This is a genomic window from Actinomycetes bacterium, from assembly GCA_022599915.1.
GTDB lineage: Bacteria > Actinomycetota > Actinomycetes > S36-B12.
In genome coordinates this window covers 1-16,081 of record JAHZLH010000020.1, presented here as the reverse complement: position 1 = coordinate 16,081, position 16,081 = coordinate 1, and the positions used below count along the sequence as shown (strand labels likewise).

The 16,081-nt window shown below is 58.6% G+C and carries 18 protein-coding genes; 9 read left to right on the top strand and 9 right to left on the bottom strand.

Going from position 1 to position 16,081, the window contains the following annotated elements:
* Together K0U62_03730 and K0U62_03725 are read right to left on the bottom strand one after the other, a co-directional pair.
* Positions 1-494: glycosyltransferase (locus K0U62_03730; GenBank protein MCH9800630.1), on the bottom strand; the 494-nt coding region annotated here is incomplete at its 3' end.
* A gap of 209 nt (positions 495-703) precedes the next feature.
* Positions 704-1,087 (bottom strand): cupredoxin domain-containing protein, encoded by a 384-nt coding sequence (locus K0U62_03725; GenBank protein ID MCH9800629.1) that lies wholly within the window; start codon positions 1,085-1,087, stop codon positions 704-706.
* A gap of 118 nt (positions 1,088-1,205) precedes the next feature.
* On the opposite strand from K0U62_03725, the gene K0U62_03720 reads away from it, so the two are divergent.
* Positions 1,206-1,712, top strand: a complete 507-nt coding sequence (locus K0U62_03720) for a J domain-containing protein (protein ID MCH9800628.1) — start codon at positions 1,206-1,208, stop codon at positions 1,710-1,712.
* On the opposite strand, the gene K0U62_03715 is transcribed toward K0U62_03720, so the two are convergent.
* Positions 1,709-2,410 carry a phosphatase PAP2 family protein gene (locus K0U62_03715; protein MCH9800627.1) on the bottom strand — a complete coding sequence of 234 codons (702 nt, stop codon included), beginning with the start codon at positions 2,408-2,410 and terminating at the stop codon, positions 1,709-1,711. The genes K0U62_03720 and K0U62_03715 overlap by 4 nt on opposite strands.
* Positions 2,411-2,497: 87 nt before the next feature.
* Between K0U62_03715 and K0U62_03710 the strand changes: the two genes are divergently transcribed.
* From K0U62_03710 to K0U62_03695, 4 genes are all read left to right on the top strand, one after another.
* Positions 2,498-3,397, top strand: a complete 900-nt coding sequence (locus K0U62_03710) for a potassium channel family protein (protein ID MCH9800626.1) — start codon at positions 2,498-2,500, stop codon at positions 3,395-3,397.
* Between the two features lie 7 nt (positions 3,398-3,404).
* Positions 3,405-4,094 carry an alpha/beta fold hydrolase gene (locus tag K0U62_03705; protein ID MCH9800625.1) on the top strand — a complete coding sequence of 230 codons (690 nt, stop codon included), beginning with the start codon at positions 3,405-3,407 and terminating at the stop codon, positions 4,092-4,094.
* A 128-nt stretch (positions 4,095-4,222) separates the two neighbouring features.
* Positions 4,223-4,633 carry a hypothetical protein gene (locus K0U62_03700; protein MCH9800624.1) on the top strand — a complete coding sequence of 137 codons (411 nt, stop codon included), beginning with the start codon at positions 4,223-4,225 and terminating at the stop codon, positions 4,631-4,633.
* 83 nt (positions 4,634-4,716) lie between these two features.
* On the top strand, positions 4,717-5,550 hold the full coding sequence (locus tag K0U62_03695; protein ID MCH9800623.1) for a lysophospholipase: 834 nt from the start codon (positions 4,717-4,719) through the stop codon (positions 5,548-5,550).
* Positions 5,551-5,568: 18 nt separating this feature from the next.
* Here the strand turns inward: K0U62_03695 and K0U62_03690 are convergent, their stop codons facing one another.
* Positions 5,569-6,216, bottom strand: a complete 648-nt coding sequence (locus K0U62_03690) for a hypothetical protein (GenBank protein ID MCH9800622.1) — start codon at positions 6,214-6,216, stop codon at positions 5,569-5,571.
* A 245-nt stretch (positions 6,217-6,461) separates the two neighbouring features.
* Here K0U62_03690 and K0U62_03685 point away from each other — a divergent pair, with 245 nt between their 5' ends.
* Positions 6,462-8,252, top strand: a complete 1,791-nt coding sequence (locus tag K0U62_03685; GenBank protein MCH9800621.1) for a 1-acyl-sn-glycerol-3-phosphate acyltransferase — start codon at positions 6,462-6,464, stop codon at positions 8,250-8,252.
* A complete protein-coding gene (locus K0U62_03680) occupies positions 8,245-9,684 on the top strand; it encodes an HAD-IB family hydrolase (GenBank protein MCH9800620.1) in 1,440 nt (479 codons plus the stop codon). The genes K0U62_03685 and K0U62_03680 overlap by 8 nt, the downstream gene beginning before the upstream one ends.
* A 33-nt stretch (positions 9,685-9,717) precedes the next feature.
* Here K0U62_03680 and K0U62_03675 read toward each other — a convergent pair whose 3' ends face one another.
* Both K0U62_03675 and K0U62_03670 read right to left on the bottom strand, forming a co-directional pair.
* Positions 9,718-10,494: a hypothetical protein gene (locus tag K0U62_03675; protein MCH9800619.1), complete on the bottom strand. Its 777-nt coding sequence runs from the start codon at positions 10,492-10,494 to the stop codon at positions 9,718-9,720.
* Positions 10,495-10,535: 41 nt separating this feature from the next.
* A complete protein-coding gene (locus tag K0U62_03670) occupies positions 10,536-11,489 on the bottom strand; it encodes an SRPBCC domain-containing protein (protein MCH9800618.1) in 954 nt (317 codons plus the stop codon).
* Positions 11,490-11,623: 134 nt separating this feature from the next.
* On the opposite strand from K0U62_03670, the gene K0U62_03665 reads away from it, so the two are divergent.
* A complete protein-coding gene (locus K0U62_03665) occupies positions 11,624-12,823 on the top strand; it encodes a hypothetical protein (protein ID MCH9800617.1) in 1,200 nt (399 codons plus the stop codon).
* Here K0U62_03665 and K0U62_03660 read toward each other — a convergent pair.
* The 3 genes from K0U62_03660 to K0U62_03650 all read right to left on the bottom strand — a co-directional run bounded on the left by K0U62_03660 (position 12,817) and on the right by K0U62_03650 (position 14,911).
* On the bottom strand, positions 12,817-13,359 hold the full coding sequence (locus tag K0U62_03660) for a GNAT family N-acetyltransferase (GenBank protein MCH9800616.1): 543 nt from the start codon (positions 13,357-13,359) through the stop codon (positions 12,817-12,819). The two genes, K0U62_03665 and K0U62_03660, sit on opposite strands and share 7 nt — an antisense overlap.
* A 53-nt stretch (positions 13,360-13,412) precedes the next feature.
* The gene (locus tag K0U62_03655; GenBank protein MCH9800615.1) at positions 13,413-13,604 is read right to left on the bottom strand and encodes a hypothetical protein; all 192 of its coding nucleotides are present in this window, start codon (positions 13,602-13,604) and stop codon (positions 13,413-13,415) included.
* A gap of 215 nt (positions 13,605-13,819) precedes the next feature.
* Entirely contained in the window at positions 13,820-14,911 is a 1,092-nt protein-coding gene (locus K0U62_03650) for an AI-2E family transporter (GenBank protein MCH9800614.1), read from the bottom strand.
* Between the two features lie 201 nt (positions 14,912-15,112).
* Here K0U62_03650 and K0U62_03645 point away from each other — a divergent pair, with 201 nt between their 5' ends.
* Complete coding sequence (locus K0U62_03645; GenBank protein MCH9800613.1) at positions 15,113-16,000, top strand: fructose bisphosphate aldolase; 888 nt, start codon at positions 15,113-15,115, stop codon at positions 15,998-16,000.
* Positions 16,001-16,081: the final 81 nt, after the last annotated feature.

Genomic DNA, 16,081 nt, shown 5'->3' with positions numbered 1-16,081 from the left:
TTTCGAGTTTGTTCGCGCAGCGTTCGCAAGGTGTCTGGCAACGATGCTTCTTCATTGTGAGCGGGTACGAGCACCGTGAGTTTCAGTTCTTCACCAGGAGGTCGGTTAGGCCCTGCCGATCGGTAGGTACTCAGCAGTTCTCGCCGGGTACTGACCGTCAATAGGGCATCCAAGCCCTCAAAGACCACCGCCGCGAGTGCCACTGCCAGCAGAACCAAAGCGGCAGCGACAAGAATCTGGGTCGGCGGCATCTCCGCAGACACCAAGAACTCGAACGGACCCACACTCTTCTGCTCCGGTGGCTTCGGTTCCGCTTCCGCCGCCACCAGCAGCCCTAGCGCGACGATGAATGCGCCAATGACAACCACTAAGCCGAGAACAACGAGAACCGTCACCCGGTCGTACAGCAAGGACGGGGCCTTGGGCGCCGACCTGCGCGCCTGTTCACCGGCAAAGCGCTCTAGAGCGCGCTGCTCTTCCCCAGGCAAGGCCAAGATCTCCTCCTTGAGATTCGATCCGAGACCAGCGGGCGCTGATGCGTCTCTCAGGCCTGCAAGTTCGCGTCAGTTGTTGTCGACAACCCTACCGACGAGGCCAACGCTTTTCTTCCGCTTACCCGAAGCGAAAATCACGATGCCGCCGAAGGTTTCGGTGCATCCGGCAGCGGAGCGGAACCAGCGTCTGAGTCATTCCATCCGCAGAATCAGCCGGTGACTTTGATCTTGCCCTTCATACCGGCCTGCGCGTGACCCCCCACAGTGCACTTGTATTTCACTTTGCCCTTGGTGAGTTTGACCTTGACCTTCGTCGTCTCACCAGGACCGATGATCGGCGTCTTCTTCTTACCCACCTTGAGGTCATGATTCATGGTGGAATTGTTGGTGTATTTGAAGACATACTTGCCGGCTTTGAGCTTCTTGGGCATCCCCTCGTAAGAGAAGGCGTCAGTAGCCGGCGTGACCACTTTGATGACCTTCTTCTTGCCGGCCGGAGCCGCACTTTCCGCGACAGCGATCGATGGAGCAGTCGCGAAGATCAGCAGGCCTGCCGATCCGGCCGCAACGGACATCATGAAGGGTCTACGCATCGGATCCATCCTTTTCTTCTCGTGGCCTCAGCCTAGGCGGCGATCTAGTTGACCGCTACTGCAGAGCAGTGTTCGAGCGACTGCCAGCCATCGATGAGACACTTGTATCGGTGAAACTATGACGTCGTCGTTATGGCTGGAAGTTCCCAAGGATTTGTACGAATCCTTGGGAGTTGCCGCTGCTGCCACCGATAGTCAGATACACCGTGCCTGGCGCACAGCGGCCAAGGACGTCCACCCGGATCTCGGGGGCAGCGCCGAAGAATTCCGGGCCATTCACATCGCCTACCTGGTGTTGAGCGACCCCGTGCAGCGATCCGAATATGACCGCTACCGCTGGACCCAGCAGGCCCTGACCCAATCACACCCACCCACTCGGGATGAAAACATCCCCCAGCCCGCAGCCACTCCGGCAGCAGAGCGCGAGGGGACGGCCTCAGCAACCCGGTCTCGCTCGCCCTACGAACGGCCGTTACTGCTATGGCTGATGGCATTGGCAGCGGTGGTCGCAGTGGTGGGCTCGTATATCTGGCCCGGTTTCACAATCATCACCGGAATCGCGGTGGGTGTAGTCGTACTGTCCCGCTACCACCACATGGGATTCGGACTGCTCCGCCGCCGCTAATTGTTAGCTTTCGCTGGCTCTTGCGCTCGAACGATTGCCCGCATCACCAGTAGGCAAATCCCCAGCCAAGTCAAACCCAGCAGCCAGCCACCGAGAACATCCGTCGGCCAATGCACCCCAATAATGACTCGACTCGCCCCAATAGCCACCCCCACGACGATCAGTAAAACTCCCACCAACCAACGCACTCCACCAGGGATCAACACCAGTGAAATGAGACCCAACACCACCCATACCGAAATCCCGGATTGAGCATGTCCCGAGGGGTACGACAGACTTTCTTGCAGCAGCCACGTCCCATTCGTGGGCGGGCGTTCTCGCTCAATAAGGTTCTTGAGGACAGTGTTCAGCAAAGCACCACCAGCTGCACTCAGCGCCAGGAAAACCGCTGCCAACGTCGGCACTGGCAACGGACGACCGAACCTTCCCCATGCCAAGAGACCGAGCACGATGACCACCACCAGTCCGGTGGAAAACTTCACCCCACCAATGACCTCTAAGAAGAGACAAACGTCGACCAGCCACTCGTTCGCCGTCGCCCACGCAGTAGCAGTTTGGTTCAGTGACACGTCGACCTGAGTCACCATCCCAGGCGCGGTCACCACCACGACGGTGACAACCGCGAAGCAAACTCCCGCTACGAGAGCGAGCAACCCACCAACTCGACCTATTCGCGGCCAATCAAGTTCTGCGCTCACAACGGAACGCTAGCGCCCAACCCCCGAGCGACACCACGGCTACCCGGAAATCCACAAATCAAGCCATCGGCCCGCAACAATATCTATGTGCGACTGCCCACTGCGCTTACCCGCTCCGCGCCGGCCAAGTCACCTGAGGCTCAGGATTTCCTGGATCGCTACCAGCCGTTCTCTCGCCCCCTGATTATCGTTTCCGCGATTTTGCCTATGGCCATCACGCAGGAAAATGCTGGCCGAGTCGGTGAGTTCGTTGCTATCGCAACCTGGCTGGTCTTTCTTGTGGATTTTGTGGTCCAACTACGCCACCGCGATAACTACCTCAACTCGAAATGGGGAATCTTCGATCTGGTGATCGTGATCTTGACGTCACCCTGGTATCTGCTGCCGGGTATTGAGGGTGGCGGCGTGGTCGTATTGGCACGACTGGCTCGGCTCGCCCGGCTGCTGGTCATCGCCAAAGGTGCGCAACAACTACTGCAACGACTGGGACGAGCCGCGCTCATTGCAATTGCTGCGGTGCTGCTGTTTTCCTTCATGGCCTTCGCGGCTGAGGAGCCGGTCAACCCGGAGTTTGCTACCTACGGTGATGCGGTGTGGTGGGGCTACGTCACCTTGACCACAGTGGGCTACGGCGACATCGCGCCAATCACCCTCTACGGGCGAATTGCTGGCGCGCTGATCATGACCCTCGGAATTGGCTTGCTCGGTGTGTTGGCCGGTTCCATGGCCATGTTCTTCAGGACTTCGCCCAGGAAGAAAGCCAAGGCCAGGAAGCTGGCGAAGGCTAATGCTCCCCCTTCCGATCAATCCGGAATCGAGCCGAACTCCGAAGTCCATCAGCTCAGCAAACGCGAGGAACGCAGTGCTGAACTAGCTTCGCTGCGCGACGAGGTCTCGCAGTTGCGCGGTGAGATTCGCCGCCTGACTGAGCTGGTGTCATCGAACGGCGCCGGTGGCAGCACGCCACCTCACCAGACCGACTCCTAGCATCCGCATGGCACCAACTCGACATCTCATTGCCGGGCAAGGCTCAGAGCAAGTCTTGGTCTTTCTGCCTGGCTTCATGACTCCTGTCGCCGCGTATCGGGACCTGCTGGCTCCGTTAGCAATCGGTGGTGTCGAAGTTCATCTCCCGCAGCTCTATCGGCTCGGGTTACGAGCACTAGCTGGCTCCCCGTCGGTCCAGGAGGAGGCTCGACGAGCAGCGCTACTGGTGTCCCACCTGGCAGCCTCAGGGAGACCGGTGTGGTTGGCTGGCCATTCTCGCGGTGGTCAAGCCGCCTGGCGAGCGGCTGAACTCACCCACGTTTCCGGTTTGATTCTGGTGGATCCGGTGGATGGTGGCGGACGATCGATTCAAGCCACGGCAACGAGTCGACCTCCGTCCTTCTCGCTCACTCCCACTGTGATCGGGGCGGGAATGAGCGGCCCCTGTAATCCGGCCGTAGTCGACCATCGCCGCTTCGCCGCTGTCAGCGACTGTCAACACCTCGTTATTTCCGAGTGCGGGCACGGTGACATGCTCACTGGTCTGGCACGGTCCGCTGCCCGTGCCCTGTGTCGGGGAGGACCCGATCCCGTTGCTGCTCGGCAGACGACGACACACTTACTGCAGCTGGCTACGGCCGGAAGGCTGACCCCGACCACTACTCGAGCTCTACCGCTGCCAGTTGAGTGGCTCTGACGAAGCTCTACCCGGATCAACCGCAGTTTGGTATCGATGACTAGCCAAGCGCGAGTGAGTCCGGCATGATCGCAATCACGGCCCGACCAATTGTGTGACGTCATCGCGTCATCGTTCCGGAGGACTGCATGAGCGAACCTCAGCCGGACTTAGTTTTCCCTTTCGAGGTGGAAGACCGATTTCGTCCGCTACTTGTCGGGCTAGGGGTCACTAGGCACACCGCATGGGCCCGCATCAGCGATAGCGAACTCACCGTGAAGTTCGGCTTCCTGGGATTTCGGGCGCCGCTGTCGAATATCAAGTGCACCGAAATCAGTGGGCCCTACAAGGCCTACCGTGCGATAGGTGCCCGCGGTTCCTTCTCCGATCGCGGCGCCACCTACGGATCCACGACGGCAGGTGGGGTGTGTGTGGAGTTTAGGGAACCGCTGGCGGCCCTCGACCCCACCGGTCACGTGAAGAATGACGCGGTGACGATAACTGTGGCCGACCGGCCGGGCTTCGAGGCGGCACTGCGCCGTGCGGCGAACCTCGACTAATCCTCGTCGCGGCATCCGATGCCCACTGCCCAGAAACTGGGGCAGGAGGCAAGCCACTGATCTCCTCCTGACACAATGGCTCGGTGCGCTACGACGAACGAACTTTCAAGTCCGACAACGGGGTCACCATCTACCAGCAGCAATGGCTGCCCGACAGCAAGCCACGAGCCTTGATCTGCTTAGTCCACGGCTTCGGCGAGCATTCCGGTCGATACAACAACGTCATCGACGTTTTGGTCGAGGAACGAGGTCTCGGGATCTTCTCCTTTGATCTCCGTGGCCACGGCAAGTCCAGCGGCACCCGTGGTGATCTTCGCTTCCCCGATGCGTTGGATGACATCGAAAAGCTCGTCGAGCTCGCACGCAAGCAATACCCGGACGTGCCGGTCGTGCTCTACGGCCATAGCACCGGTGGTTTGCTGACGCTGCTGTATGTGTTGGACCGCAAACCCGACGTTGCTGGGCACGTTGCGACGGCACCGCTACTCGACACGAAACTGCGGGAGCAGACCGCCAAGGTCGTACTCGCGAATCTGTTGGGCAGCGCGTTGCCCAGTTTCACTCTGCCTGCGGGCACTGACGCCAGCATGATCAGTCGTGATGAGGCTGAGGTGGAGAAGTACCGCGATGACCCACTGGTGCATGATCAGGCGTCGTTCGCTTTCGGCAAGCAGATGCTGGCCAGCATCGATGAGATGCAGCAGGTCACCGATTACCCCGTGCCACTGCTACTCATGCACGGCAGTGCCGATGTCATGACCGTGCCGGAGGCGAGCCGCGAGTTCGTCGAGCGGGTGGAGGGCGACCTCACTCTCTACCAGTACGAGGGCCTCTACCACGAGTTGCATCATGAGCCAGAAAAGGATCAGGTGCTGACTGATTTGGCCGACTGGTTGGATGACCTGCTCGCCAAATAGTTGGTCAGCGTGCTCCTGCTAACTGCTTCGCCAGGGGAAGTCCAGGCCCCAATGGCCCAACAGTGATTGCGGAACTACGTTGCGCTTCTTTCGCGACATTTTCCGCCACGTGCCATCTTTCCAGCGGTAACGAGTCGTCTGCAGTTGGACCCCCTCTGAGGTGTCCACGGCCTTAGCCCGATAGGTGACGACGGTGTTGCGTAGCTTGCCGGTCGCGACCCGGTAGCCGAAACCAGTGTCAGTGACCCCGAGCGCGCACACTTTCCAGTTCTTTCCGCCACCTGGCCGGGGCACCGTCCGCAACTCGCCATCCTCCCAGCGCAGAACGCGATAGGAGCTACATTGGCCATTCCTCACTCGAATCACAACGTCACTTTGATCCGCGACCCGCAGTGGACTAACTCCTTCGAATCTGCCACCAGCCGGAGTCGCGATGTCATCGCCCCGCCAAGGTACCTTCACGACTGCGCCTTCGCCGGTCGCGGTTGTGATCTCCAACCGTGTCTGCTGGCCGTCCTTGGCATTCACCACATTCAGCTCATCAGTCTGGTCATCTCCGTCAACATCAACCTCAACGGCATAGGAGTCGAGTGGGACTATGGCGGCGACTGCACCGGCGGCCGGGGCTGCGAGGACGGCTGCTAGCCCGAGAATTAAAGCCCGCACGTTCCCCTCCTCCGTGGTCAGACCGAAAACTGGCCCTATTTTGCACCAAGTTTTCGGGTAGACCCTAGCGAATCAACCAAATGCCCAATCTGTCCGAATCTCAGCGGTGGCCCCGAGCGACATACGGACACATTGGTCCCGTCCGCAGTTTCACGTCCTGATCGCTTGGAGATCTTGCCGATCCCGTGCATCAAGGGTGTAGTTGTTACTAGGTTAGCCACAGTCCACAAGCGAGGGGTCAAGCGGTGAATCAGGAACTAGACACACCTCAGTTTCAGGAAAGACTGCGGGCTATCGCCGTCGAGACGGGTCGTGATCTGGCAGCAATTCAGGCAGAGGCAGTCGCTGATCTGAAGGAAATGCAAACGAAGCCGGGCAATCTCACCGTCAAGGGGTGGGATCGGTTCTGTCGCTGGCTCGCCCGAGCCTACGGACTGGACTACAACACCGAAGAAATCCGGCGACTACGGGAACTGAACAAGACCTCTTCGCTGATCTTTCTACCGAATCATCGTTCCTACCTCGATCCGCTTGTTTTGCGCTCAGCACTACAGAAGTTCGGTTTCCCCCCCAATAACGTTCTGGGCGGCGCGAACCTAGCGTTGTGGCCACTCTCGCTCATCGGTCAACGCAACGGCATTGTCTTCATCCGACGAGAATTTCGCGACGACCCGGTGTACCGGGCAGTTCTCAAGCGTTATCTGGCCTACCTGATTGAGAACAAACGCAATCTGGAGTGGTACATCGAGGGCGGTCGCACGAGGACCGGAAAACTTCGGCCACCGCGCTACGGCGTGCTCAGCTATGTCCTCGACGCCTTCGGTGAAGAACCCGAAAACGAGGTTCATGTCATCCCCACCTCGATCATTTACGACGCCCAGCATGAGGTATCGGCGATCTCGCTGGAGGAGATGGGGGGCTCAAAGACGCCGGAAAGCTTCAAGTGGTTGTATAACTTTGCTCGTTCCCAATCCAACCGTCTCGGCAAAGCCCATCTGCGGTTCGGGGAACCGTTGTCACTCGGAGATGCTGTCGAACTGACCCGAGACGAGGAGGGCCACACCCGTCCGCGCTTAGCGGTGCCAATGGTCGCCTTCGAGCTATCAAACCGGATCAACGCGGTTACCCCGATCACGCCGGCAGCACTAGTGACTTTCGCGTTGCTCGACAACGGATCACGGGCGATCACAGTCACGGAGGGTCGCCGAATTCTCGAGCCGCTGATGACCTACATCAATAGGCGGCAACTTCCGATGACCGGAAACATCGATCTGTCGAGCTACGGCCTCCTGCGCGACTCCATCATGAGTCTGGTCGATAAAGGCGTCATCAGCCTATTTGAGGGTGGCCACGATCAAGTGCTGTATATCGAACTGGAGCACCAGCACGAAGCGGCCTTTTATCGGAACACCATCATTCACTTCTTCGTCAACCGCGCTATTACCGAACTTGCCGTGATGCAGGCAGTGCAGGACGGCGCTGACGAAATAAAACTCGCAGTGTGGGAAAACGCTCGACGGCTTAAGGACCTGTTGAAGTTCGAGTTCTTCTTCCCCCGAACTGTGGAGTTTGCCCAACACATCGCCGACGAAGCCTCCTACATCGACCCCAACTGGGAGACAACCGATTACACCCCCGAGCAGATCGACAAGATTCTGCAGACCCGGCCACTGCTGCTGGCACACCGAGTGGTTGGACCATTCCTCGAGTCGTACCTGCTGCTGGCACAAGAACTGGCCAAGCTGGATGACTACGTGCGTGGTGATCAGGACCAACTGGTCCAACAGTGCATCGGCGTCGCCAAGCAACGGTGGCTACAACAAGAGCTCCATTCCGCAGAGTCAATCTCCAGGGACTACTTCAAGAACGCCTACTTACTGGCAGAAAATCTGGGTTTGATTGGCTCGGGAGAGGCTGGACTGCAGAAGCGTCGGCAAGAGTTCGCTGACGAAATGCAGACGCTGGTCGACCGGATTTCGCGACTCCGCGAAATTGACCAAAACAACCTGGGTCTCGCTGAGGCGGATCATGTCTGACACCGCCTGGCTCCTTGACCGAGTCGAGCAAGCACCCCAGGGATCCCAGGTTGCGGCGTTCTTCAACTTCGACAAAACCGTCATTGACTGCTTCTCAGCGTCAGTGTTCTTTCAACCGCGGACCCGCAGTGGTGATGTGGGCTTTAGCCAATTGATGGAATCGATTACCCAACGACGCACTTCGCAGCGCCGCGGCCGCGATATCTCCGAAATCATCCGAATCGGGGCCTCAGGTCAGGCTGGTAAACGACTCGAAGATTTGCGTCAGTCCAGCAGGGAAATCTACGAAAAGAAACTGGCCTCGTTGATCTTCAGCGAAGCACGTATGCTCATCGATGCCCATCACCGGATGGGACACACGGTAGTCATCGCTAGTTCCGGGCTGGCACCCATGTTGCGGCCTGCTGCTGACGATCTCGGCGTTCGGGAGTTGGTAGCGACCGAAATGGTCGTCGATGACTACCAGCGCTATAGCGGAGCCCTGGCGACACCTGTCCGATGGGGTGAGGAGAAGGCGCGAGCCGTTACCGAGTTCGCCACCGAGCACACCATCGACTTGGCAGAGTCGTTCAGTTACGCGAGCAGTTACACCGACACCGCGTTCTTGCAAACCGCTGGTAACCCGTGCGTCGTCAACGCAGACGCCACCTTGCAAAACACCGCCCGAGACAAGGACTGGCCCAGCGCGATCTTGTTGCGACCGCCGCGCGACACCACCGCCAGCAAAGTGCGCAGCGCCGCAGCGCTGGGAGCATTCGGTGCTGCGATCGCTACTGCCGCCGGGGTGGGGATCGCCGCCGGCAGTCGGACAGCAGGAGCGAATTTTGCCTCCAGCATTGGGTCAGATCTGAGCCTCAAAGTTGCTGGGGTTGACCTGAAGATTGTCGGCGAAGAGAACCTGTGGGCACGACGACCGGCGGTCTTCCTGTTCAACCACCAAAGCCAGATTGACGTCTTTGTGCTGGGCTCGCTGCTGCGAGAAAACTTCACTGGGGTAGCGAAAAAGTCCTTGGAGAAAGACCCTCTGTTCGGACCCGTTGGTTGGTTGGCGAATGTGGCCTTCATCGATCGGAGCAACAACGCCGAGGCGCGTAAGGCATTGGAGCCGGTAGTGGAGGCACTTCAGAGTGGTCGCTCGATTGCAATCGCTCCCGAGGGAACTCGATCACCTACCCCGCGACTGCTGCCATTCAAGAAGGGGCCCTTTCACATTGCCATGCAGGCTGAAGTGCCCCTGGTCCCGATCGTGATGCGCAACTGCGGCGAAATCATGGCTTCACATTCGTTCGTGGTGCATCCCGGTGTTCTAGATGTCGCCGTCCTTCCACCGGTGGAAACCAAAGGCTGGACCAAGGCCAATCTTGATCAACACGTCGCCGAAGTCAGGCAGATGTACCTCGACACGTTGTCAAACTGGCCAGAAAAGTCCTAGTTGACAGTCGCTCCGCCATTCCTAAGCTGTGAACTACGGCTGCGGTGGACCCCATTCATACGGGTCGTAGCGAGCTTCGGCAGCGGTGATCGCTTCCTGGAAGGTAAAGGCTCCCCGGTACAACGGTTCGCCTACAACGACCCCCGCAAGTCCCTGCTGCACCAACGGTGCCAGCGCGTGAATATCACTGTCGTGCTTGACTGCGCCCTGGGCAAAGACTTGCCCCTTCGCGCTCTCACAAACGGCTGTGAGCACGTGTCGATCCCGGTGAAACCACCGATCGTGGCCAGAGGTCTCACTGATAAGTAGGGCCGGTGTGCCATGCTGTTGCAGTTCCTCGATCAGGTCGAACAGATCCGCCACTCGATCGCCAGCGCTGTTGATGGCATCGCTGCCATGAATACTGATCCCAGCGATCACCCGCTGCTGCTGATGCGTCAATGTGTCCTTGGCCCAATCACGGTCAGCCGCATCGCCGACGTCCAACACAATCCTGGATACTCCGGAACTCAACACCCGTCTCAACGACTCATCGTCGTGAACCCCGCCACGGTAGATGGTTTTGACTTTTCCACCACCGTGATGGCTGGCGTCAGAGATCACCGCAATATTGTCTCCAGTGCCGTTTGCGGCGTCTGAGTCGGTGAACAAGGCGGTGTGAGCGCCCTGGTGCCGCCAACCAGCGAGCCCTTGCTGGGGGGCGCCTTGCCCAGTGGCACTAACGTCGCCGGTATTCGCCACGCCTGGGGGTAATGCGCACTTCCCCTGCGACACAGAGATTTCCGGGATGGTCTGCAAGAGTCTGGACATCTCTACAACCTACCGCTCGGGGATCGGCGCTCGTTTTCCGGCTAGTCAATCGCTGGGGCTGGCAGACCACGCAGGTCCACCGACTGCTCGTTGACGCTGCTCGGGACGCTACCTGCCCAATACGTTTCGAATCGTCTAAGAGTACGTCGCCATGCCTGGCGGAAGAATTCTCGGCATTCGATCCAGCGGTCATCGCTTAGGAAGCCACAGTGGTTGACGGTGACAACCGTGCCTTTCTGAGAAGGCGCAAAGTCCACCGTGACCCAGGTGTGATCCCGGCCCATGTCCAGGTGGCTCGGGGAGTTGAAGGTGAAAGCCAGCAATCGGCCCGGCACGTAGTCCAGAATGCGACACCCTTCCGAACCGCGCAGTCCCTCTCCCCCTTCTGGCAGGAAGATCAACTCGTAGGCGCCGCCGATGCGTAGGTCAACATGAGCCTCCTGCAAATCCCACCACTCACACAACAGGTCGGTGTCAACCCAGGCCTGCCAGGCTTCCGCGGGCGCCACCTGCACCTCGACAGCAAACTCCAACCGTCGAACTGCAGTGCCAGACCCGGCGATCCGAGGCGACCCGAGTGACTCTAAATACCCCGACATCATGCGAGGTGTCATCAACTCCAACAGCGTGTGACCCTCGACCCACAACTCGATGACTTCGTAGCCACCACGATCGGAGTACCGGATTGGCCATTCGTTTAGTTCCGCTAACTTCTCGACGGCATCCGGAGAACAGGAGACCGACAAGGTCATCCTCGTCGAGCTGAGAGGTTGACTGAAGTAGTTCCGCTCAAATTGAGCCGGGCCACGAGTATCTGGCTTTACCTCGATACCTCGCGGAAGTACCTCGAATGAGGTACCCAGCCCGTCGTTGCTCCATGCCACAAAGCCACCAGGGCAGGCACCAAGTGGACTAACGACCCCACCAATCAGTTGGGCTATTTGCTGGGCGACGAGATGCGGATCTTCGGCTGAGAGCGAGCAACGATGCAGCATGGCCTCACTCTGGCACGGTGCTGGAGTTAGGTCGTGGTCCGACACTGCGATTTCGGCTGAACATACTCCGACCCACCGCTTGCGCTGTCGGGAATCCGACGTTTAGCCAGGGACAATGAGGCCGGGAGGGCCAAATGGGATCGAGATCGGGCGCGATAGCTCGAGGGGCATCAGCAATCTGTGCTGCACTGCTGCTCATTGGTGTGGCGGCCTTCGCACCACAGCAGTCCTCCGATTCGGCCAACTCGGACGCCGCACCCAATGTAGAACGCGCTGATGCCGCGGCAGTTGCGCCAGAAGCCCGATCCGTGACCTCGCCTCCACTGGAACAACCCGCCGTCCAACTGCCTGTTCCACAAGCCGGCGAGAAACCAACGCAAGTAGTCGTTGTCTCTATCGACGGCGGCTGCGAGACCCGGCAAGGCACGATCTCGAACCTGCTAGATTCTGCAGCTGCCCATCAAGCTCGAATGACATTCTTTCTGGCAGGGCTCTGCTTGCTGCCTGACGCCAGTAGCAAGCAGTACGACCCGCCTAACGGTCCACCTGGCTATTCGGATCTCCCCTTCGCTGACGAGACCATGGTGGAACGCCGGATCGGGGTCTTTGACCGGATGTATCGGGAGGGACATGAGATTGCCACCCATTTCCTCGGGCATTTCTGCGGGGACAACGACGGCGTCGGCACCTGGAGTACCGCCGCTTGGAAGTCAGAAATCGACCAGTCGAAGCATTTCCTAGACAACTGGGCCAAATACAACCCGCAAGTAACTGGGGAACCCGTCCTGCCATTTGATTCATCCACTTTTGTGGGGACACGAACCCCTTGCCTGTTGGGTGATCGCCCTGCAATGCATCGGGCGTTTGCTGATGCTGGTTTCCGCTACGAGGCCTCAGATCCTGGCGTACTGCAATGGCCAAAACGCAACGCCAAGAGTGACCTGTGGCTGTTCCCACTGCCTGCCCTAAAACTCACGGGTACAGAAAAGTGGGTCCTATCGATGGACTACAACCTGATGGTCAATCAGACGGATGGCGAAATCGAAGGAAGCACCGCGACCTGTAAGCGAGTCGAGGAGCAGACTTATCAGACCTTTATGGATGCACTAGACGCATTGCATAGCGGCAACCGGGCTCCGCTTGTGGTGGGCTCGCACCTCAACGATTGGCTGTGTGGCGCTTACATCACCAGCATGACCCGTTTTATTGCTGACGCGGTCGATCGGTACCCAGATGTCAAGTTCATCAACTTCCGTGACCTCGCCGATTGGTTAGAGCAGATGCCGCCTGATGTCCTCAAAGAGCTACAATCGGAACCGCCTCAGCGCTACTGAGTTACAGTCGCTAACGATCTCGCCAGTACGAAGTCGCACTCTACTGAGCACCCAACCTGAAAAGTGCGTGTGCCGACATGTTCGAAGCCAAGCCGGCGGTAGAAGGCGACCGCAGTGTGGTTCTCCTGATTGGTCCCCAACCACAGGCAATCGAGCTGCTGATTGCGGGCTCGTACTACCGCCAGATCCATGAGTGCAGCACCAACGCCTCGACCCTGCCAGGCTTCATCAACGTAGATTCGACGCACCTCTAGCGGTTGCGTACCGGGCAGGTTAGGAGCACCAGCAGCGGTGACAACCAGCATCAGGTAACCGATGATCTGACCATCACTGGCCACCGCTACCTGGAACTCCGTTACTGGCGAATCCATATGCGCCAGAAAGGCCCGTTCGCTCAATTCATTGCTGATGTGCTGCTGAATATCTGCTGCGGGCGTAGCTGGTGGGCAGGCTAACGGAAAAGTGCGTTGCGCAACTTGGGCAAGATCGGGGGTATCAGCAGGGCCTGCCTGCCGGATCTGAAAGTCGTACGCCACGGCCACAGCCTATGAGGAATGTGGGTAGCCGGCAGCCGCTATCGACTGGGCAGTTAGGCGATGGCGCGAGTCTCTTGCGCCGAACGGCGGTTGAGGCTGGAGAGTTTGCACTGGTCACAATAGGTGACCTCGTAGGAGGTCATCGGGCCCCGAGTGGTGGAGTAATCCCGCCAGTGGTCTACCACTCGGGTGGGGAAACTGCATGAGGGGCAGGTAGGTCCGGTTGCTGTCTCGTTATCCGCCATGTCACTAGTGTTGCCCAATCCACTGCGAAAATCACGTACTTCGGGACAGAAATGCGACATTCGAGTGACATCAATCGGCGAAAAGCGCGTCTAATACTTGCCGATAACTACGGATTTCGTAGATAAATCGCGGATTCCGTAGGAAATATCTCAGAACTGCAACAAACTAGTCTCGCTGGCGGAGGACGTTATGTCCGAATTCATTCGGCGTGGCGCTAGCCCTCGGGCTCGGGTGGGGATATCACTTGCTGCTGCGCGTAGTAGTTAAGGAGGCGCTTACGGATTGCCAACACCGTGGCCACGATCGGCGCCGAGAGTGTCGCCCCCACTAGACCTGCGATTGTTGCTCCGACGATGGTCGAGCCGAGGTTGACGATCGGATGCAGTGACAACTTGTCGCTCGTGACCTTGGTGAGTAGCAGGGTCTGGACAACATTTTGGGTAATCAGCACTACCACCAGCATGATGAGGGCGTCATCGACGCCACCCGAGCCCAACGCAACGAGCACCGCGAACGCTCCGCTGAGGATGGCCCCTAGGTAGGGGATGAAAGAGGTCACGAAGGTGACCAGAGCCACCGTGAAGGCCAGCGGTAAGTCCAAGACCACCATGGCGAGGCCAATGACAATCGACACTGGGATGCTACTGATCGCGAGCCCAGCGAAGTAGGACCGAATGGATTTGGTGGCATCCTGCAGGAGATCCGAGCCCAGTTCAACGGGCACGCCCATATTGCCGGCTACCCAGTCGCGGATCAGCTGCCAATCCTTAAGCATGTAATACAGCAAGAAAATGCCAACGAATAGTCCAACCAGGAAAGCAGCAACGCTGGAGAAGCCCGCTCGGGCAATGGACCCGCCAGCACCCGAGTCACTAATGGAGCTCCATAGACTCTCTAGGCTTGCCAGGTCGATTCCTTGTTCTGCTAGCCATTCCTGGATGACGGCCCAACCTTGCGTTAGTTGATCGACAATCGTCTTACCTTGATCAAAGACTCCCTTGACGGCGAGTCCCACCGACGCCACCGTGATCAGCACGAGCAGGAGCAGAATGACTGCAGCCGCGAGCGAGCGCGGCAGGCCAATGCCGTGAAGCCGATCAACCAGTGGATAGAAGATCATCCCGATCACAACCGACACCGTGAGTGGGATGAGCAACCCGGAAATCTGTGCCAACCCGAAGTACAGCACGACAACTAAGCCGATGACCCCTAATAGCAACCAGGCAGAGACCCCAACGCGTTGCAGCCAGTTGGGGCCGTTCGGATCAATCTTGATCATCGACCCCTTGGTTTTTTTTTCCCGCACAGCGCGAACCTAGAGCCGCGGCAAACACCGTGGCAACCGCAACGACTGTACTGCCTTGCGATAGGGCCGGCTGCTAGCGCGCCATTCGGGTGGCTTGACTATGTGAGTGCTGCGGTGGCTAGTTGTCTCGCTACGGTCATGCCCACTACGTTGAGAAAACGGCAGCACCTAGCGGATAGCTGGAGAATCTGGGAGGAAAACATGGACAGCGAGCAGTTGGAGAAAATGCGGGATGGCCACGGCTTCATCGCAGCACTAGACCAAAGTGGTGGCAGTACACCGAAAGCGCTGCGGCTATACGGGATCGATGAAGATCAGTACAGCAACGACGAGCAGATGTTCGATCTCATCCACCAAATGCGCACCCGCATCATCACCAGCCCGGCGTTCACCGGGGATCGCATTGTCGGCTCCATCCTGTTTGAACAAACGATGGATCGCGATATCGAGGGGCTGGGCAGCGCCGCTTACCTGTGGCAGGTCAAGCAAGTGGTTCCCTTTCTGAAAGTGGACAAGGGCCTCGCTGATGAATCGGATGGGGTGCAGGTGATGAAACCGATTCCCAACTTGGATCCACTGCTAGCCAGGGCAACCGGCAAAGGCGTCTTTGGCACCAAGATGCGGTCGGTAATCAAACAGGGCGACACGACTGGCGTTGCTGCTGTAGTTGATCAGCAGTTCGAGATCGCGCGCCAAATCATTGCGGCGGGGCTCGTCCCCATCGTAGAACCAGAGGTAGACATCCATAGCCCAACGAAGGTTGAGGCTGAACAACTCCTCCGGGAGCAGATCACCGCACAGTTGGACTCACTGCCCGACTCCGACCAAGTGATGCTGAAACTCACCCTTCCTAGTGAGGCAAATTTCTACGCCGATCTGATCGCGCACCCGCGCGTACTTAGAGTCGTAGCCCTCAGCGGCGGGTACTCCAGGATTGAGGCAGATCAACTGCTGCGTGAGAACCACAACATGATCGCTAGCTTCTCTCGAGCACTCACGGAGGGGCTGACGGCGCAGCAGAGTGATGCCGAATTCAACGAACTGCTCGACAGTTCGATTCAGAGCATCTACGACGCTTCCCTCACCTAACCAGTCCCGAATTCGCCAGTTTCGGCAGCATTGGCGCCACCGGCAACTACCCGCAAGAAGAAGCCCCCACCGGGAATTCCC